Genomic DNA, 18467 nt, shown 5'->3' on the forward strand with positions numbered 1-18467 from the left:
CCCCCCAGGGTCCCACGGGGTGCCGACAGCGCACGAGGCATTTCGCTGCGGGCCGAGCGCGCTCGCGTGGGTATCGTCGGCGCCGTGAGCGAGCAGGACCACTACTTCACCGCACAGCCGGCCTCCCCCGACGAGCGCCGGCTGCTGCGCGTCCACCTGGCGGGCCGGGAGGTCGAGGTCGAGACGGCCGGCGGGATCTTCTCCCCCGACCACGTCGACCTGGGCACGCGGGTGCTCCTCGACCACGTCCCCGCGCCGCCGACGGGCGGGGACCTGCTCGACCTCGGCTGCGGGTGGGGACCGATCGCGCTCACGCTGGCGCTGGAGTCCCCCGCCGCGCGGGTGTGGGCGGTCGACGTCAACGAGCGGGCGCTCGACCTGACGCGCCGCAACGCCGAACGCCTGGGCGCGACGAACCTGCGTGCCGTGCGTCCCGACGAGGTCCCCGACGACGTGCGCTTCGCGGCGATCTGGTCCAACCCGCCGATCCGCGTCGGGAAGGTCGCGCTGCACGCGATGCTGACGCACTGGCTCGGTCGTCGCGCCCCCGGCGGCGAGGCGCACCTCGTCGTCGGCAAGAACCTGGGCGCCGACTCCCTGCAGCGGTGGATCGCCACCGAGCTCGGCGTCGCCGTCGACCGCACCGCGAGCGCCAAGGGGTTCCGCGTGCTCGTCGTGCACGACCGATGAGCGACTGGCGGGAGCTGCGCACCACCACCTGGAGCATGGTCGCGCTGATCTTCATGGTCGCGTTCGAGTCGCTGGCCGTGACGACCGTGATGCCGACCGTCTCGGATGCGCTCGACGGGGCCTCGCTGTACGCGTTCGCGTTCGCGGGGCCGCTGGCGACGGGGGTCGTGGGCATGGTGCTGGCCGGCCCGTGGAGCGACCGCAGCGGACCGCGGACGCCGCTGCTGGTGGCCGTCGGGCTGTTCACCGCGGGCATCCTCGTGGCCGGCGCCGCGCCGTCGATGGGCGTGCTCGTCGGGGGTCGGCTGCTCCAGGGGTTCGGCGGCGGGGCCATGACGGTCGCGCTGTACGTCGTCGTGGCCCGGCTCTACCCGGCGATGCTGCACCCGCGGGTGTTCGCGTGGTTCGCGGCGGCGTGGATCATCCCGTCGCTGGTCGGGCCGGCGGGCGCGGGAGCCGTCGCGCAGCACGCGGGGTGGCGCTGGGTGTTCCTCGGGGTCGCGCTGCTGGTGATCCCGACGACGCTGATGCTGGTCCCGGCGCTGCGCCGGATCGGGCCACCCGAGACCGCCGGTGAGGCGGCGCCGCGCGGCCGGCTCGCCTGGGCCGCTCTCGCCGCCGCGGCCGTCCTCGGGCTCAACCTCGCCGCGCAGGTGCCGCTGCCGTGGTCGGTGGTCGTCGCCGTCGGCACCGGTGTGGGCGCCCTCGTCGCGCTGCGCGCCGTGGTCCCCGCCGGCACCATGCGCGCGGCGCGCGGCCTGCCGAGCGTCATCGCGACCCGCGGTCTGGTGTCCGGCGCGTTCCTGGGGGCCGAGGTGTACCTGCCGTACCTGCTCACCGAGCGGTACGCGTTCTCGCCGACGACCGCGGGGATCGCGCTCACGTTCGCGGGTGTCGCCTGGGCCGGGACCTCGTGGCTGCAGGGACGCCTCGGGGACCGGCTGCCGTCCCGCACGGCGGTCGTCGTCGGCTCTCTCCTGGTGGTCGTCTCCGTCTCCGGGGTGCTGGTCACCGCGGCGGTCCACCTGCCGCCCACGGTCGCGATCGCTTCCTGGATGCTGGCGGGGGCCGGGATGGGTCTCGTGTACTCCCGGTTGACGGTGCTCGTGCTCGCCTACTCGGGCCCCGGGACGCAGGGCGTGAACAGCTCCGCGCTGTCGATCGCGGACTCGATCGGCGCGGCCCTCGCCCTGGCCCTCACCGCGCTCGCCTTCGCCGCGGCGGACAGCGACGCGGACGCTCCGTTCACCGCCGCGCTGGCGGTCGCCGCGGCGTTCGCCGTGGGCGCCGCGCTGGTGGGGCCGCGCGTGGGGGCCGGCCGCCCTCAGGCGGACGACTCGACCGACGACGCCGAGTCGAGCGCGCTGCGCAGCTGAGCGAGCGTCGGCACGCCCGTCGCGCGACGAACCACGTCACCGCGGGCGTCCAGCACGAGGACCGTGGGCGTGACGTCGATGGCGAGCCGCTCGCCGAGCGCCAGGTGGTCGGCGATGTCGAGGTCCGCGTACGCGACCCCGTCGGCCGTCGCGACGGCCCGCTCGACGACGTAGCGGGTCGACCGGCACGGTGCGCAGAAGGTGCTGGAGAACTGCACGACCGTGGCGCGTGCGCCGAGCGGCACGCCCAGGTCCGCCGGGGTCAGACGCACCACGATCAGTGCCCGGCGACCAGGGCGGTGAGGTCGACGTCGGCCGCGGCCACGAGGACGGCGGGTCCGGCGAGCTCGACGTGCCCGTCCGCCAGCACGCTCACGCGGACGGTCCCCCCGGGCACGTCGACCAGCCAGACGTCGGGCGCTCCCGCGCCGGCCCAGGTGCGGACCGCCAGGGCCGCCGCGCACGCACCCGTCCCGCACGACCGGGTCTCCCCGACGCCCCGCTCGTGCACGCGCATCCGCACGCGACCGACGAGCGACCCGTCCGGAGCCTCGTGCTCCCCCAGCGGCACGACGAGCTCGACGTTGGTGCCGTGCGGCGGCACCGGCGTGACCTGCGGCGCCGTGGTGAGGTCCGCTGCGGCCAGCTCGTCCTCGTCGCCGAGGGCGAGCACCACGTGCGGGTTGCCGACGTCCACGCTCAGTCCCGCGCGGGCGACGTCGAGCCCGGAGACGAGGACCTCCGCGTCGGCGCCGTCACGCACCGCCTGCGACCCGCCGGGCAGGTACCAGCGGCCCATGTCGACGGCGTACCAGACGTCGTCGCCGACGCCCGTCGGCACGGGCACCCGGCGGACGCGTCGGACTCCCGCCCGCGTCCCGAGCGCGAGCTCGCCGTCGGCCGCGTCCCACAGCCCGAGGCGCTCCAGGTAGGCGGCGAACACCCTGACCCCGTTGCCGCACATCTCCGCGACCGAGCCGTCGGCGTTGCGGTAGTCCATGAACCAGTGCGCGTCGGGGTCCTCGGCCAGCGCCGCAACGCCCTCGGGCACGTGCTCGCTGGCGACGACCCGGATGACGCCGTCCGCACCGACCCCGGCACGCCGGTCGGCGAGCCCTCGGACCAGGACCGGCGACAGCTCGACGAGCGCGTCGCGGTCGTCGAGCAGCACGAAGTCGTTCTGCGTGCCGTGACCCTTGGTCACGTGCAGCGTCGGGGCGGCCACCACGGTCATGAGCCCAGGCTACGTCGTGGCGTCGGGTCGTCGGTGGCGAGGCCCAGGTCACCGGCGTCCGCGGCGGCGACGAGCGCGAGCGCCCGCTCGACGAGGTCCGGGTCCTGGGCGTCGAGCCAGTGCACACGCGGGTCCCGGCCGAACCAGCCCATCTGCTTGCGCGCGAGGCGACGGGTCCCCGCGGCGACCGCGGCACGCGCCTCGTCCTCGGTCAGCTCGCCGTCGAGCATCGCCAGCACCTCGGCGTAGCCCACGGCCCGTGACGCCGTCCGACCCAGCCCGTGCGCGCGCAGGTGCTCGACCTCCTCGACGAGCCCGCGCGACCACATCCGATCGACGCGCTGGATGATCCGCGTGTCGAGGACCGCGCGGTCGCAGTCCAGCCCGAGCTGGACCGCCGGCACCTCGTAGACGTGCTGCGGGAGGCTCGCGGAGTACGGCCGTCCGGTGATCTCGATGACCTCCAGCGCGCGGACGATGCGACGGGCGTTGCGCGGGCCGATCCCGCCGGCCGCCACCGGGTCTGCCGCCGCGAGTTCGGCGTGCAGCGCGCGGGCGCCCTCCGCCTCGACGCGCGCCTCGAGGCGCGCCCGGACGTCGGCGTCGGTCCCGGGGAACTCCATGTGGTCGAGCAGCGCCCGGACGTACAGACCCGAGCCCCCGACCGCCATGGAGCGGTTGCCGCGGCCCTCGATCTCGCCCAGTGCCGTGCGGGCGCGTGCCTGGTAGTCGGCCACCGACGCGTCCTGGTGCACGTCCAGGACGTCCAGGAGGTGGTGCGGGACGCCCTGGCGCTCGTCGGGCGTGAGCTTGGCGGTACCGATGTCCATGCCCCGGTAGAGCTGCATGGCGTCGGCGTTCACGACCTCGCCGCCCAGGGCGTGCGAGAGCGCGAGCCCGAGGTCGGACTTGCCCGTCGCCGTCGGCCCGACGAGCGCGACCACGAGGGCCATCGGCGTCAGTCCAGGGTGGGTCGGGCGGGGTCCGTGTACGCGATCGGCACCTCGGGCGGCGCAGGGGCGACCGGGACGGTCGGGACCGCGTCGGGGTACTTCTCGTCGAGCCCCGCGAAGAACCGCAGCGCGCTGGCGATGCCGACGGTCAGGTGCAGGTCCAGCTGCTCGTCGGTGAGGCCGTGCTCGTAGTCGACCGTGTGCTCGGTGTAGACGGCGACCTGCTCGGCCTCGATCCGCACGAAGATCTTGGGCCAGACCATCGTCTCGGACCACGCGTTCGCGCCCAGGAGCACGTTGCCGAACTCGGTGCCGGGCACCTGGCGCGCCCAGCGGCCACGGACCTGCAGGTACTCCTTGGCGCGGCCCAGGGTGATGAACCAGAACGGGTGACCGTCCCAGCGGCCCACCAGGTCGCCGTCCTTGTCGGTGCCGTAGACCGACCCGCGGGCGTCGAGCCGCTCGGCCACCCGCGCGGTCGACAGGGGCGGCAGGGTGGTGGGCTCGTGCTCGGCGGATGACATCGGGACCTCGGCGTGTCGGGGACGGACAGCGAGAGACCCTACCGGGCGTCCCAGAGGAGCACCGCGTGCTGCGCCCCGAGCTCCGTCGACTCCGCGAGCACCCGCGACCGGACGGGGCGGTCGCCGGCCGCGCCCAGGAGCACCTGCCACGGCGCCCAGCCCCGGACGGCCAGCTCGGCAGCGAGGTCGGCGTCGTCGGCCGCGAGCCGCGTCCTGGCCTCGGGCCCGGCGTCGGTGAGGTCGGCCAGCACGCGCGCGTCGTGGTCGGGTGCGCGCGGGTCGTCCGCGAGGGGTGCGTCGGGGCCGTGCCGCCCGCTGCCCGAACCGACGACGACCAGCCCGGTCGGCGCGTCGCGCACGAGCTCGCGGCCGAGGGCGGCGAGCGCCTCGGGGCTCTGCCGACCGGTCACCTCCACGACCCGCAGCCGCGTGTGCCCGCGCGCCCGCGCGAGCAGGTGCAGACCGACGGCGCTCGGGACCGACGGGACGTCCTGGCCGTCCCCGCCGAGCTCGACGGGGTCGACCGGCCACCAGAGCAGGTCGTCGGGCACACCGGCGGCGCCGAGCGAGGGTCGGACCGTCCCCGTGAGCTCGCGCGGGACCGGGCCGGGCGCCACGACGACGATCGTCGCGACGTCGGCCCCGACCACCTCGGCGACCGCGTCGACGGCCGCCGTGCGGAGCCCGACGAGCGCGTCCGCCCCACCTGCGACGCCAGGAACCAGCAGCGCGGTGTCCGGGACGAGGGCAGCGGCGACGAGCATCCCCCGAACCTACGGGAGACCTCCGCCACCCGAATGACGGCACCCCGGTGTGGCCGACCGCCGGTACTGTCGTGCGCATGGGGTCGTTCGGGGATCGCGCACGGCGCTGGTGGCAAGGGCGTCCTGGGCCCGCGGCTGCCTCGGACGCGGACGCGGACCTCGAGCCCGCCGACGACGAGCTGCACGACCGCGTCGCGGAGCTGCTGGCCCGCGAGCTGGGCGTCGCCGAGCCCGCCGCGGACCTGCCGTCCGACGTGACACCGGCCCGGATCGCCGCGTGGATGACCAACAACCAGTTCAGCTACTTCGTGGACAACGACGGTGACCTGGGTGGCCTGTGGCGCGGGCGGCTCTTCTACTTCTTCCTCTTCGGGGAGAAGTCGGAGATCCTGCAGGTGCGCGGCCAGTGGCACCGGGAGGTGGCGATCGAGCGGCTCGAGGAGGTGCTCGACGTCTGCAACGAGTGGAACGCGGACCGGATCTGGCCCAAGGCGTACGTCCGCGTCCGGGACAACGGTCGCGTGCACGTCGTCTCCGAGGTGGCGACGGACCTCGAGCACGGCGCCACGGACGCCCAGCTGAGCCAGATGCTCTTCTGCGGCCTGTCCACCGGCAGCATGTTCTTCGACGCGCTCGACGAGCGGTACCCGGACCCGGCGGGGGTGGCCCCGTGAGCGGGCCGGAGGGCGTGGTCGCCCGCAGGCCCGCGAACGAGGTGGGCTCATGAGCGGGCCCGGCTGGCTGCTGCGGGTGCTCGGCGGGCTGCCGAAGCCCACCAAGCGACCCACGCCCGACGACGAGCCGCCCGGTCCCCTGACCCGGGAGCGGATCGCGGACTACCTCGTCGCGCGCGGCTACCGCTTCGTGGTCGACGACGACGGCGACCTCACGGGGACGTGGGACGGGAGCCGCTTCTGGTTCCTGCTCCTCGGCGAGCAGCAGGAGATCCTCCAGGTCCGCGGCCGGTGGCACCGGAGCCTGCAGCTCGACCAGCGCGAGGTCGCGTCGCTGGCGGTCAACGACTGGAACCGCGAGCGCATCTGGCCCAAGGCGTACCTGCGCGAGGAGGAGGGTGTGCTCGCCCTCTACAGCGAGGTGTCGGCCGACTTCGAGCCCGGGGTGACGGAGCCGCAGCTCGCGCAGCTGCTCGCGTGCGGGCTGGGCACGGGCGTGCAGATGTTCTCGTCGCTCGAGGCCGTCCTCCCGCGTGACGACGTGACGCCGCCGGACGTGCCGGACAACTGAGCGGTCAGCGCCGCGCGAACGTCGGCAGACCGAGCACGACGGGTCCGGCCGGGCCGCCGGTGCCGCAGGCCTCGCCGGCGCCACCGTGGCTGTGCTCGTCCTGGCTGCTCTGGCGCCGGTCCCACGCGTCGCCGGCGGCCGTGCGTCGCACGGCGAACGTGCCGCCCGTCAGCGCGGAGTCGGCCACGAGGTGGTACGGCGCGGCGTGCGTGACGGTCACGGACACCAGGTCGCCCGGGCGGGGGACGTCGACGTCCCCGTCGGGCAGGGCGAGGTGCACCAGCCGGTTGTCGGCAGCGCGCCCGGTGACGCGGTGCGTCGCACCGTCCTTGCGGCCCTCCGTCTCGGCGACCAGCACCTCCACGGTCCGGCCGATCTGGGCCTGGTTCTCCTCGTGCGCGATGCGGTCCTGCAGGGCGGTCAGCCGCAGGAAGCGCTCCTGGACCACCGCTTTGGGGATCTCGTCGGTCAGGTCGAACGCCGGGGTCCCCGGGCGCGGCGAGTACTGGAACGTGAACGCGGAGGAGAACCGCGAGGCCTCGACGACCCGCAGGGTCTCGGCGAAGTCCTCCTCGGTCTCCCCGGGGAAGCCGACGATGATGTCGGTGGTGATCGCCGCGTCCGGCATCGCGGCCCGCACGCGGTCGAGGATGCCCAGGAACTTCTCCGACCGGTACGAGCGGCGCATGGCCCGCAGGATGCGGTCCGAGCCTGACTGCAGCGGCATGTGCAGCTGAGGCATGACCGTCGGGGTCTGGGCCATCGCCTCGATGACGTCGTCGGTGAACGCGGCCGGGTGCGGGGACGTGAAGCGCACCCGCTCGAGGCCCTCGATCGCGCCGACGGCCCGCAGCAGCCGCGCGAACGCGCCGCGGTCACCGAACTCGACGCCGTAGGAGTTCACGTTCTGGCCCAGCAGGGTGACCTCGATGGCGCCCTGCGACACGAGCGCCTCGACCTCCGCGAGGATCTCCCCCGGCCGGCGGTCGCGCTCCTTGCCGCGCAGGTGCGGGACGATGCAGAAGGTGCACGTGTTGTTGCAGCCGACGCTGATGGACACCCAGCCGGCGTAGACCGACTCGCGCCGCGTGGGCAGCGTGCTGGGGAAGACCTTCAGCGACTCCTCGATCTCGACCTGGGCCGCCGCGTTGTGCCGCGCGCGCTCCAGCAGGACCGGCAGGACGTCGAGGTTGTGCGTGCCGAACACGACGTCGACCCACGGCGCCCGCTCGACGATGCCCGCGCGGTCCTTCTGCGCGAGGCAGCCGCCGACCGCGATCTGCATCCCGGGCCGTGCGCGCTTGGAGGCGGCGAGCCGGCCGAGGTTGCCGTAGAGCTTGTCGGCCGCGTTCTCGCGGACCGCGCACGTGTTGATGACGATGACGTCCGCGTCCTCCGCCGCAGCCTGCACCGGGCTCGCCGCGACGTACCCGGCCTGCTCCAGCATGCCGGCCATGTGCTCGGAGTCGTGCACGTTCATCTGGCACCCGAGGGTCTTGACCAGATAGGTGCGCGCAGCGCCGTCGCGCTCAGGTGTCGAGGCGTCGGGCAGCAGGGCGGGCAGGGTCGTGGACATCACCGACAAGGGTACGGCCGCTCTTCCTGAGTCCCTCACCTGGGGGCTTGCTTGACGGTGACGTTGCCGAACCGTGACCGTCATCGCTCGCCAGATCGGGCAAACCCCCCGTAGGTTCATCCAATGGTGGACACCTCAGCCGCACCGCCCGCCCCGACCGACCAGACGTCCGACGCCCTCGTGGAGCTCCGCGGCGTCGACAAGCACTTCGGTGCGCTGCACGTGCTCCAGAACATCGACCTCACCGTGAGTCGCGGCGAGGTCGTGGTGATCATCGGCCCGTCCGGAAGCGGGAAGTCGACGCTCTGCCGCACGATCAACCGGCTGGAGACCATCGACTCCGGCACCATCGTCCTCGACGGCGTGCCGCTGCCGGAGGAGGGTCGCGCGCTCGCCCGGCTCCGGGCGGACGTCGGGATGGTGTTCCAGTCGTTCAACCTCTTCGCGCACAAGACCGTCCTGGAGAACGTCACGCTGGGTCAGGTCAAGGCCAAGGGCGTCAAGCCGGCCAAGGCCAAGGAGATCGCGCTCGCCCTGCTCGACCGCGTGGGCGTGCGGAACCAGGCCGACAAGCTCCCCGCCCAGCTCTCCGGCGGTCAGCAGCAGCGCGTCGCCATCGCCCGCGCGCTCGCGATGCAGCCGAAGGTCATGCTCTTCGACGAGCCCACCTCGGCCCTCGACCCCGAGATGATCAACGAGGTGCTCGACGTCATGGTCGGCCTCGCCCGCGACGGCATGACGATGATCGTCGTCACCCACGAGATGGGCTTCGCCCGCCGGGCCGCGAACCGTGTCGTCTTCATGGACGGCGGCCAGATCGTCGAGGAAGCCGACCCGGAGACGTTCTTCACCGCTCCCAAGAGCCACCGCGCCCAGGACTTCCTCTCGAAGATCCTCACCCACTGACACGCCCCACTCAGACCGAACCGACACTGCACACCACACGAAGGGGACGAACGATGCGTAGAGGACGACTGGTACTGGCTCTCGCGGCAGCGGCCACGCTGACGCTCGCCGGCTGTTCGAGCGGCGACGGCGGAGACGACACCGACGCCGGCGCGACGAGCGAGGCGACGGAGGAGACCGGCGGCGCCGAGGGCACCATCAAGATCGGCATCAAGTTCGACCAGCCCGGACTGGGCTACCAGGACGGCAGCGAGTACACCGGGTTCGACGTCGACGTCGCGAAGTTCGTGGCCGGCGAGCTGGGCTACGGCGAGGACCAGATCGAGTGGGTCCAGGCACCCTCCGCGCAGCGCGAGACGCTGCTGCAGAACGGCCAGGTCGACATGATCTTCGCCACCTACTCGATCACCGACAAGCGCAAGGAGGTCGTCTCCTTCGGCGGCCCCTACTTCGTCGCCGGCCAGGACCTCCTGGTCGCCGCGGACGACGACTCGATCAGCGGCCCGGAGGACCTCGAGGGCAAGAACCTCTGCTCCGTCACGGGGTCCACGTCCGCGCAGCGCATCAAGGACGAGTACGCCGCCGGCACCAACCTGCTCGAGCAGCCCGGGTACGCCGAGTGCGTCACCGCCCTGACGGCAGGGACGGTCGACGCGGTCACGACGGACGACATCATCCTCGCCGGCCTCGCGGCCGTGCCCGCCAACGAGGGCAAGGTCAAGGTCGTCGGCAACCCGTTCTCCGAGGAGAACTACGGCGTCGGCATCCCGATGGACAGCGACAAGTGTGAGGCCATCAACGAGGCCATCACCAAGATGATCGACGACGGCACCTGGCAGGAGCTGCTCGACAAGAACGTCGGCGCCTCCGGGTACAAGGCGAACGAGGACCTCAACCCTCCGACGCCCGCCGCCTGCGCCTGACCCGCTGAGGGACCGGGGGCTCGCGCGTCACGCGCGGGCCCCCGGTCACCCGGAGAGCCCCCCGAGAGCAAGGAGCGTCGGTGGACGACGGCTTCCTCCAGCAGTTCACCTCACTGTTCAGCGAGTTCGACGTACTCGCCGCGTTCTGGGTCAACATCCAGCTGACGTTCTACTCAGCGATCCTCGCGCTGATCATCGGCACCCTCCTGGCGACCATGCGGATCTCCCCCGTGCCGAGCCTGCGCTGGGCCGGCTCGACCTACGTCACGCTCCTGCGCAACACCCCGCTGACGATCATCATGGTGTTCTGCGTGCTCGGGCTCTGGGGGCAGCTCGGCATCACGCTCTCCCCCGACTTCACGACGAACTTCTTCCGCCTCGCCGTGCTCGCACTGTCCGTCTACCATGCCGCGTTCGTGTGCGAGGCTCTGCGGTCCGGCGTGAACACGGTTCCCGTGGGCCAGGCCGAGGCGGCCCGCGCGATCGGGCTGTCGTTCTGGCCCGCGGCGCGGCTGATCATCCTGCCGCAGGCGTTTCGCGGCTCCGTCGCCCCGCTCGGCAACGTGCTCATCGCGCTCACCAAGAACTCGACCGTCGCGTCGGCCGCGGGCGTCGCCGAGGCGTCCGGCCTGATGAAGACCATGATCGAGTTCCGCCCCGACGTGATCCTCGCGATCTTCCTCACGTTCGCCCTCGGCTTCGTCATCATCGTCGTGCCCGTCGGCCTGGCGACCACAGCGCTCTCCCGACGACTGGCGGTGGCCCGATGAGCACCCTGTTCGACGTCCCCGGCCCGGTCGCTCGGCGCCGCATGGTGTGGGCCAACATCGGCGCGACCATCATCGTGATCGGCATCGCCGTGTGGGTGCTCGCGCGCCTCGGCGCCAAGGGCCAGCTCGACCCCGACCTGTGGACGCCGTTCCTCACGGCCAACCCGTGGACCAATTACCTCATCCCGGGCCTGATCGACACCCTGACTGCCGCCGGCATCTCGATCGTCACGGCCGCCGTCTTCGGCTTCTTCTTCGGGCTCGGTCGGCTCTCCACGTCGAAGACCGTCCGGTCGATCAGCGGCACGATCGTCGAGTTCTTCCGCGCCGTCCCCGTGCTGCTCATGATGATCTTCTTCTACCTCGGCCTCGGGCAGCTGCGCATTCTCGAGCCGTCCGACGTGCCCCTCGTCGCCGTCGTCCTGGGGCTGACGTTCTACAACGGGTCGGTGTTCGCCGAGCTCGTCCGTTCCGGCGTGCACGGCCTGCCGCGCGGGCAACGCGAGGCCGCGCTGGCCGTCGGGCTGCGGGACGGACAGTCGCTGCGGCTCGTCGAGGTCCCGCAGGCTCTCATCGCGATGCTGCCGGCGATCGCCAGCCAGCTCGTCGTCATCCTCAAGGACACCGCGCTGGGAGTCATCATCACCTACCCCGAGCTGCTGGACGCGGCGCGCCGGTTCGGCTCCGGCAACGGCAACATCCTCCAGGCGCTGGTCGTCGCGGCACTGATCTTCATCGTCATCAACTACGGGCTGACCCGGCTGGCCGACGTGCTGGCCGGACGCGTCGGCAAGCGGACCGCCGGCAAGCCTCGCGCCGAGGCACCGAGCCTGGTGGTCGCGACCGGGAACGACTGAGTCTCAGCCGGCGGTCGCGCTCGCGCGCATCTCGCGGACGACGGTCACGGTGATCTCGCCCGGGTACGCCAGGTCGGCCTCGATGTGCCGGGCGATCGCGACCGCCAGCTGCGGCAGCGCGAAGTCGTCGACCTCGGACGGCTCGACGATGACACGGACCTCGCGGCCCGCGGACATGGCCAGCGCGCGCCGCACCCCGGCGTGCGCGGCGACGAGCTGCTCGAGCTTGTCGATGCGTTCGACGTACTGGCCCAGCTCCTCACGGCGCGCCCCGGGACGGGATGCCGAGATCGCGTCCGCGACCTGCACGAGCACGGCCTCGACCGTCTCGGGTGGCACCTCGTCGTGGTGCGCGGCGATGGCGTTCACGATCGCCGCGGACTCCCCGTGCCGACGCGCCAGGTCGGCGCCGAGCTTGGCGTGCGTGCCGGGCAGCTCCGCGGTCAGGGCCTTGCCGAGGTCGTGCAGGAACGCCCCCCGGCGGGCGACCTCCACGTCCGCGCCGATCTCCGCAGCAAGGGTGGCGGCCAGCTGTGCGGTCTCCACCAGGTGCTCCAGCACGTTCTGCCCGTACGACGTGCGCAGCCGCAGCCGCCCCAGCGTGCGCACGAGCGTCGGGTGCAACCCGCTCACGCCGGCACGCTCGGCGGCGTCGTGCCCGGCGGAGTCCGTGCGCTCCTCCGCTCCGGCCAGCGCCTCGGCGTAGGCCTGCTCGATCCGCTGCGGGTGGATCCGACCGTCCGCCATGAGGGCCTCGAGCGCGACCTGGGCGACCTCACGGCGCTCGGTGTCGAAGCAGGAGAGGACCACCGCGTCGGGCTGGTCGTCGACGAGGACGTTCACGCCGGTCAGCGCCTCGAAGGACCGGATGTTGCGGCCCTCCTTGCCGATGATCCGGCCCTTCATCTCGTCGGACGGGAGCGGCAGGACAGTGAGCGGCGACTGCGTGCTCGTCGGGACGGCGAGCCGCTGGACGGCCGTGGTGACGATGCGCCGCGCCCGGGCGTCAGCGGTGCGGCGGGCCTGCGCCTCGGCACGGCGGACCTGCGCGGCGGCGTCGTTCTGCGCCTGCTCGACGAGTCGACGGGTGAGCTCGGCGCGGGCGTCGTCGGCGGTGAGCCCGGTGACCGCCTCGAGCTCGGCGAGCGCAGCCCGTTCCGCGGTCGCCGCCCGGGCTGCTGCCGCGCGCTCCGACTCCTCCAGGGCTCGCGCGCTCGCTCGGCGCGCCTCCGCGGCCGCCTCGGCGTCCGCGCGGGCGCGTCGCTCGAGCTCGTCGATCTCGATCCGTTCGGTCGCGACGGACTGCTCGCGCTCCGTCAGCCGCTTCTCGCGCCGCTCGACGTCGTCGCGCATGGCGCGCGCCGCGTCCTTGATGGAGGCGACGTCCGCCTCCGCGCGGGACCGTTGCAGACCGGCTTCCCGGCGGGCGACGAGGACGAGCACGAGGGCCACGAGGCAGGCGCCGAGCAGCCCGACGATCGTGCCGATGGCGCCTGCGTCCACATCGTCCTCCTGGTCAGACCGCACGTCGCGCAGCCGTACGGGTGCGCGGGTAGCCGCCATTGTCGCGCACACCTACCACCGTTCGGGTACGTGGCGGCCCGAGGCGCGACCGGTGTGTCCTGACCCGTCCGAAAGGTCACGGTGTCCCGTCGTCGAACCCGTCCAGGTCGGTGTCGGCCGCCGAGTCCTGCGCTGCGAGCTCCTCGCGCACGAGCCGCGCCACGAGCCCTGGCGGGTACCCGCGGCGCCCGAGCGCCGCGAACGTCCGCCGCGACCGGGTCTGCGCGTCCAGCCCGGAGGTCGAGGCGAGCTTGCGCCGTACGAGGACCCGCGCCGCCGACTCCTCGTCGTCGGCGTCGACCTGGGCGAGCGCGTCACCGGCCAGCTCGTCGTCGATCCCGCGGCGGCGCAGCTCGACGGCGATCGCGCGTCGTGACAGCCCGCGCTCCGCGTGCCGCGTCCGGACGACCATCCGGGCGTACTCGGCGTCGTCGATCAGCCCGACCTCGGTGAAGCGGTCGAGCACGCGCTCCGCGACCTCGTCGGGAACGTCCTTGCGGGCCATCGCCTCGGCGAGCTGCGACCGGCTGCGCGGCGAGGAGGTCAGGAGCCGGAGCGCGATCGCCCGCGCCACGGACTCCTGGTCAGGCTCGGCGTCCTGTGCTGCCGCGCCCGTCGAGGGCGGTTCGGTGCCGAACCGCCCCCGACGTCGGGTACTGCTGGTCATCCGACTGCTCAGAAGTCCACAGCCGGCACGGGGTCGGCCGGTGCGTCGACCCGTGCTCCGATGCCGAGCTTCTCCTTGATCTTCTTGTCCAGCTCGATGGCCAGGTCGGGGTTGTCCCGCAGGAAGCCACGGGCGTTCTCCTTGCCCTGGCCCAGCTGGTCGCCCTCGTACGTGTACCAGGCGCCGGACTTGCGCACGAAGCCGTGCTCCACGCCCATGTCGATGAGGCTGCCCTCGCGGGAGATGCCCACCCCGTAGAGGATGTCGAACTCGGCCTGCTTGAAGGGCGGGGCCATCTTGTTCTTGACGATCTTCACGCGGGTCCGGTTGCCGACGGCCTCCGTCCCCTCCTTGAGCGTCTCGATACGACGGATGTCCAGGCGCACCGACGCGTAGAACTTGAGCGCCTTGCCACCCGTCGTCGTCTCGGGCGAGCCGAACATCACGCCGATCTTCTCGCGGAGCTGGTTGATGAAGATGGCCGTGGTGCCCGACGAGTTGAGCGCACCGGTGATCTTGCGCAACGCCTGGGACATGAGCCGGGCCTGGAGACCGACGTGGCTGTCCCCCATCTCGCCCTCGATCTCCGCCTTGGGCACGAGCGCGGCGACCGAGTCGACGACGATGACGTCGATGGCGCCGGAACGGATCAGCATGTCCATGATCTCGAGCGCCTGCTCACCGGTGTCCGGCTGGGAGACGAGCAGCGCGTCGGTGTCGACGCCCAGCTTCTTGGCGTACTCCGGGTCCAGTGCGTGCTCCGCGTCGATGAAGGCGGCGATGCCGCCGGCCTTCTGCGCGTTGGCGACCGCGTGCAGCGCGAGCGTGGTCTTGCCGGAGGACTCCGGGCCGTAGATCTCCACGACCCGACCGCGCGGCAGCCCGCCGATGCCGAGCGCGACGTCCAGGGCGATGGAGCCGGTGGGGATGACCTCGACCGGGGCGCGGCCGTCGTCCCCGAGCCGCATGATCGACCCCTTGCCGAACTGGCGGTCGATCTGGCTGAGCGCGGCCTCAAGGGCCTTCTCGCGATCCTTCGGTGCGGGCATGTCGACCTCGTCTGTCTCGAGCAGCTGCTGCTGCGGTACGGGGGCTGGTCTTGTTGCGAGCGACGCTATGTCCGACCACCGACATCCCGGCCGCACCGCCCGCGTCCCCGGGACCCGGCGCGTGCCGGAGGGGCTGTGGGCGGGTCAGCCGTGCACCCGCATCCACCACCCTAGCCGAACAGGTGTTCGACGCACGCGACACGCCGAGGCGCCGTCAATGGTCCGGCATCAGCTCGATCTGCTCCCCCGGCTCCACCACGTGCACCTCCACCGACGGCGCGACGCGCGCTGCGGCGTGCGCGAAGGCGGGGCCCGCGCGGTCCATCCAGCCCGGCGGCAGCCGTCGCGACACCGGTGCGTGCAACGTCCCCCAGTGCACCGGCACCGCGGCCCGTGCCCCGACGAGGGCGCACGCGCGAGCCGCCTGGACCGCGTCCATGTGCCCGCCGGACAGCCGCGGACCCCATCCGCCGACGGGCATCAGGGCGAGGTCGATCGGGCCGCCCGCGAGCGCCGGGATGTCCGCCATCGCCGCGAACGGCGCCGTGTCCCCGGCGAACCACACCCGGAACGAGTCGGTCACGACGACGAAGCCGTGCGCCGCGTTCGGCCGGTGCGGCATCGGCCGGTGCACGTGCACGGCCGGCACCAGCCGGAGCCGCACGTCGGAACCCGGCACCTCCCACCACTGCGTGTCCGTGAGCCCGACGGCTGAGCCGACACCGCGGCCGCGCAGCCACCGGGCGTTCGCGGGGGCGCTCAGCACCGGGACGTCGGCCAGCAGGCGCAGCGAGCCGAGCTCGGCGTGGTCGTGGTGCAGGTGCGACAGGAGCACCGCGTCGGCGCCCTTCCAGTGGGCGGCACGAGGGGCGGCGCCCCGGCGGCGCAGCAGGCCGGCGTGCCGGAGCAGCAGCGGGTCGGTGAGCAGGCGGGCGCCGTCGACGTCGAGCACGGTGCTCGCATGACCCAGCCAGCGCAGCCGCAGGGTCATGGCCGCAGACCGGCGCCGTCCGCCCAGCGGACCAGCTGCTCGTGCACCATCTCGGCGCCCACCAGGATCTCGTCGTCGCCGACGAGCTCACGCAGCTCGTCGGCCATCGCCCACCGCGTCGGGTGCAGCAGGAACGCGTGGTTCTGCGCGCCCCCGATGCCGCCGTGCGACCCGACCTGCCCCTCGAACGCGTGCACGTGACCGCTGTCGGTGACGGTCGAGATCAGGAGCAGGTCGCCCGTGTGCGGGAGCCGCGCCGCACGCAGGAGGTCGGCGTGCCCGCGCGGACCGTACGGCAGGAGCGGATCCTCTCCCTCGGGCTCCGCGCCGGCCTGCTCGAGCAGGACCAGGCCGCGCGGACCGATCGCGACGAGGCCACGCTCGGCGGTGTCGACCACCACGACCCCGACACCGGGCCGTGCCGCGAGGCCGGTCACGAGCCCGGGCCAGCGCTCCTGGAAGTCCTCGAGCGTCAACCGGTGCGGCACCTGCGGGAACCAGACCAGCCCGAGGTTCCCCGAGCCGACGGTGACCACGTCGGGCAGGTCCCCCTCCGCGGCGGGCTGCTTGGGGCGGCCCTGGTCGGGGCCGAGGACCGCCGACCCGCGGGAGAGGTTCAGGGCGCTGTTGACCAGGGCGTTGAGCAGCCCCCAGTCCTCGCCGGTGTCGCTCTCGACGCCGTCGGCGGCGGGCTCGGCCATGAGCGCGCGCACCGAGTCGAGCAGCGTCTCGCCCCCGAGCTGCTCGTAGGTGGCACCGAGCGCCTGGCCGTGGTCGGAGACCACGACGATCTCGTACTCCCGGGGCGCGACGGCGATGACACGCTCGAACGTGCCGAGCACGCGGTCCAGGCCCTCGAGCGACCGCAGCGACTCGGGGCGCGTCGGCCCTGCGTGGTGTGCGATCTCGTCGTAGTCGACGAGGTCGACGTAGATCGTGGGTGAGCCGCGCAGGAGCGCCTCCGCCACGAGCGAGGTGTTCAGGTCGCGCAGGAGCACGTTGGTGATCCCGCGGAGCACCACGTACCAGCCGCCGCGGGAGATGCGCGGCTGGACGGCGCGGATCCGCTGGCGGTGCGCCTGGTAGAGCTCCTTGAACATCTCTCCCACGGACACGCTCACGGCACGGGCCAGCACGAACGGGCTCGCGAAGAAGCGCACGTACGCCGGGCCCGGACCGAGGCCCCCGTCGGGACCCTTGGTGCGCGACCTGCTCATGACCACGAAGCTCGTGGCGGCGTCCCCGGAGAACATCGTCGAGACGGCCGTCCCGCCGCCCGCGAGCAGCCCCTTGCCCGTGGTCAGGCGCTGCTCGACGAGCGCGGCGTCCTCGGGGTGGTTGGTCACGACGAGCCGGCCGAGGTCCCGGTCCCACCAGCGGAACGCGGGGATCTGGGACGAGTCGCCGTGCAGGAGGCCGGCCTGGCTGGCGGGCGTCGTCGACGGGATCCGGGCCCACCAGTCCTCGAGCGTGTGGGTGCCCGTGCTCATCCACCGCTGCACGTTGGGCGCCAGCCCTGCCTCGATGGCCTCGCGCAGCACCGGTGCGGCGACGCCGTCCAGCTGCACGACGAGCATCCCCGCGGGACGCGGCTCACCCGCCGACGGCGCGCGGACGCCCTCACGCCGTGCCTGCCGCGCCGCGCGCCGCACGAGGTCGGAGACCACGTAGTCGCTGTTGCTCGAGCCGATCACCCACCGACCGATCGCCATGACGATCGCGGTGAGCACCAGGACACCGAGGACTGACCAGAGGTTGTCCGCGCCGATGCCGGGCACGACGGACAGCGCCAGCCACAGCACCGCCACCTGGGCGAGCAGCCCGAGGCCCAGGGCGAGCGCCGCGCTCCCCCGGCGGGCGAGGAACCGCAGCGGGGCGCGCAGCAGCAGGTCACCGGCTGCCACCACCACGGCGGCGAGCACGATCGCCCACGGGGTGTCGGACCTGACGCCGTCGATGACGGCGACGGCGACCGCGAGACCCACGGTCGTGGTCAGGAGCGTCAGCACCGCCTCGCCGATGTCGCGCAGCGTGGGCATCCAGGACGGTGTGCGAGGTCCGCTCGACGACGTCATCGGTCTTCTTTCCTAGGCCCGTGGGGGCGCGGGGCGGCGGGCGTCGGCACCCCAGCGTGCGTTCTCCGGGATCTCGAGCTCGTCGCAGAGGGCGTGCCACACGGTCCGGGGCTCGACGTTGTCGTCGAGCGCCTGCATGGCGGTGCGCTGGTCGAGGCCTCGCAGCACGAGCTCACGGGTGAGCTCCCTCCCGTGCGCGCTGCCGAGGACCTCGTCCACCAGCAGCCAGAACTCTCGTAGCCTCACGGGGGACAGCCTGCCACCCTCCGGGAGGCGCGGGTGTCGGTCGTGACCTACACAATGG

General features: G+C 73.0%; 20 protein-coding genes. 8 read left to right on the top strand and 12 right to left on the bottom strand.

Annotated elements, in window-relative coordinates; genetic code table 11:
• Nucleotides 1-84: 84 nt before the first annotated feature.
• Both ACXJKF_RS03880 and ACXJKF_RS03885 read left to right on the top strand, forming a co-directional pair.
• Nucleotides 85-690 (top strand): class I SAM-dependent methyltransferase, encoded by a 606-nt coding sequence (locus tag ACXJKF_RS03880; RefSeq protein WP_456786425.1) that lies wholly within the window; start codon nt 85-87, stop codon nt 688-690.
• Nucleotides 687-2066, top strand: a complete 1380-nt coding sequence (locus ACXJKF_RS03885) for an MFS transporter (protein ID WP_456786426.1) — start codon at nt 687-689, stop codon at nt 2064-2066. The genes ACXJKF_RS03880 and ACXJKF_RS03885 overlap by 4 nt, the downstream gene beginning before the upstream one ends.
• Here ACXJKF_RS03885 and ACXJKF_RS03890 read toward each other — a convergent pair.
• The 5 genes from ACXJKF_RS03890 to ACXJKF_RS03910 are packed head-to-tail and all read right to left on the bottom strand — an operon-like array spanning nt 2015 to nt 5541.
• Nucleotides 2015-2341, bottom strand: coding sequence for a thioredoxin family protein (locus tag ACXJKF_RS03890; protein WP_456786427.1), 327 nt, complete (start codon nt 2339-2341; stop codon nt 2015-2017). The genes ACXJKF_RS03885 and ACXJKF_RS03890 overlap by 52 nt on opposite strands.
• Before the next feature lie 2 nt (nt 2342-2343).
• Nucleotides 2344-3300 carry a diaminopimelate epimerase gene (dapF, locus tag ACXJKF_RS03895; RefSeq protein WP_456786428.1) on the bottom strand — a complete coding sequence of 319 codons (957 nt, stop codon included), beginning with the start codon at nt 3298-3300 and terminating at the stop codon, nt 2344-2346.
• Complete coding sequence (miaA, locus tag ACXJKF_RS03900; RefSeq protein WP_456786429.1) at nt 3297-4253, bottom strand: tRNA (adenosine(37)-N6)-dimethylallyltransferase MiaA; 957 nt, start codon at nt 4251-4253, stop codon at nt 3297-3299. Before miaA ends, dapF begins: the two co-directional genes overlap by 4 nt.
• Nucleotides 4254-4258: 5 nt before the next feature.
• The gene (locus ACXJKF_RS03905; protein WP_456786430.1) at nt 4259-4777 is read right to left on the bottom strand and encodes a YbjN domain-containing protein; all 519 of its coding nucleotides are present in this window, start codon (nt 4775-4777) and stop codon (nt 4259-4261) included.
• A gap of 38 nt (nt 4778-4815) precedes the next feature.
• A complete protein-coding gene (locus ACXJKF_RS03910; protein ID WP_456786431.1) occupies nt 4816-5541 on the bottom strand; it encodes a hypothetical protein in 726 nt (241 codons plus the stop codon).
• Between the two features lie 77 nt (nt 5542-5618).
• Between ACXJKF_RS03910 and ACXJKF_RS03915 the strand changes: the two genes are divergently transcribed.
• Nucleotides 5619-6215: a YbjN domain-containing protein gene (locus ACXJKF_RS03915; protein ID WP_456786432.1), complete on the top strand. Its 597-nt coding sequence runs from the start codon at nt 5619-5621 to the stop codon at nt 6213-6215.
• A gap of 49 nt (nt 6216-6264) precedes the next feature.
• Entirely contained in the window at nt 6265-6786 is a 522-nt protein-coding gene (locus tag ACXJKF_RS03920) for a YbjN domain-containing protein (RefSeq protein ID WP_456786433.1), read from the top strand.
• Between the two features lie 4 nt (nt 6787-6790).
• Here ACXJKF_RS03920 and miaB read toward each other — a convergent pair whose 3' ends face one another.
• Nucleotides 6791-8362, bottom strand: a complete 1572-nt coding sequence (gene miaB / locus ACXJKF_RS03925) for a tRNA (N6-isopentenyl adenosine(37)-C2)-methylthiotransferase MiaB (protein ID WP_456786434.1) — start codon at nt 8360-8362, stop codon at nt 6791-6793.
• A gap of 123 nt (nt 8363-8485) precedes the next feature.
• Here miaB and ACXJKF_RS03930 point away from each other — a divergent pair, with 123 nt between their 5' ends.
• From ACXJKF_RS03930 to ACXJKF_RS03945, 4 genes are all read left to right on the top strand, one after another.
• Nucleotides 8486-9268: an amino acid ABC transporter ATP-binding protein gene (locus ACXJKF_RS03930; protein WP_456786435.1), complete on the top strand. Its 783-nt coding sequence runs from the start codon at nt 8486-8488 to the stop codon at nt 9266-9268.
• A 53-nt stretch (nt 9269-9321) separates the two neighbouring features.
• Nucleotides 9322-10191, top strand: coding sequence for a glutamate ABC transporter substrate-binding protein (locus ACXJKF_RS03935; protein WP_456786436.1), 870 nt, complete (start codon nt 9322-9324; stop codon nt 10189-10191).
• An 80-nt stretch (nt 10192-10271) separates the two neighbouring features.
• Entirely contained in the window at nt 10272-10961 is a 690-nt protein-coding gene (locus tag ACXJKF_RS03940) for an amino acid ABC transporter permease (RefSeq protein ID WP_456786437.1), read from the top strand.
• Complete coding sequence (locus tag ACXJKF_RS03945) at nt 10958-11818, top strand: amino acid ABC transporter permease (RefSeq protein WP_456786438.1); 861 nt, start codon at nt 10958-10960, stop codon at nt 11816-11818. The genes ACXJKF_RS03940 and ACXJKF_RS03945 overlap by 4 nt, the downstream gene beginning before the upstream one ends.
• A 3-nt stretch (nt 11819-11821) precedes the next feature.
• Here ACXJKF_RS03945 and rny read toward each other — a convergent pair whose 3' ends face one another.
• From rny to ACXJKF_RS03975, 6 genes are all read right to left on the bottom strand, one after another.
• A complete protein-coding gene (gene rny, locus ACXJKF_RS03950) occupies nt 11822-13321 on the bottom strand; it encodes a ribonuclease Y (RefSeq protein ID WP_456786439.1) in 1500 nt (499 codons plus the stop codon).
• A gap of 136 nt (nt 13322-13457) precedes the next feature.
• Nucleotides 13458-14048, bottom strand: a complete 591-nt coding sequence (locus ACXJKF_RS03955; RefSeq protein WP_456786440.1) for a regulatory protein RecX — start codon at nt 14046-14048, stop codon at nt 13458-13460.
• An 8-nt stretch (nt 14049-14056) separates the two neighbouring features.
• Nucleotides 14057-15097: a recombinase RecA gene (recA, locus tag ACXJKF_RS03960; RefSeq protein ID WP_456786441.1), complete on the bottom strand. Its 1041-nt coding sequence runs from the start codon at nt 15095-15097 to the stop codon at nt 14057-14059.
• Between the two features lie 214 nt (nt 15098-15311).
• Nucleotides 15312-16088 carry an MBL fold metallo-hydrolase gene (locus tag ACXJKF_RS03965; RefSeq protein ID WP_456786442.1) on the bottom strand — a complete coding sequence of 259 codons (777 nt, stop codon included), beginning with the start codon at nt 16086-16088 and terminating at the stop codon, nt 15312-15314.
• Complete coding sequence (locus tag ACXJKF_RS03970; protein ID WP_456786443.1) at nt 16085-18127, bottom strand: alkaline phosphatase family protein; 2043 nt, start codon at nt 18125-18127, stop codon at nt 16085-16087. Before ACXJKF_RS03970 ends, ACXJKF_RS03965 begins: the two co-directional genes overlap by 4 nt.
• A 48-nt stretch (nt 18128-18175) precedes the next feature.
• Entirely contained in the window at nt 18176-18409 is a 234-nt protein-coding gene (locus ACXJKF_RS03975; RefSeq protein WP_056021080.1) for a DUF3046 domain-containing protein, read from the bottom strand.
• Nucleotides 18410-18467: the final 58 nt, after the last annotated feature.

This window comes from Cellulomonas sp. P5_C5, assembly GCF_054049655.1.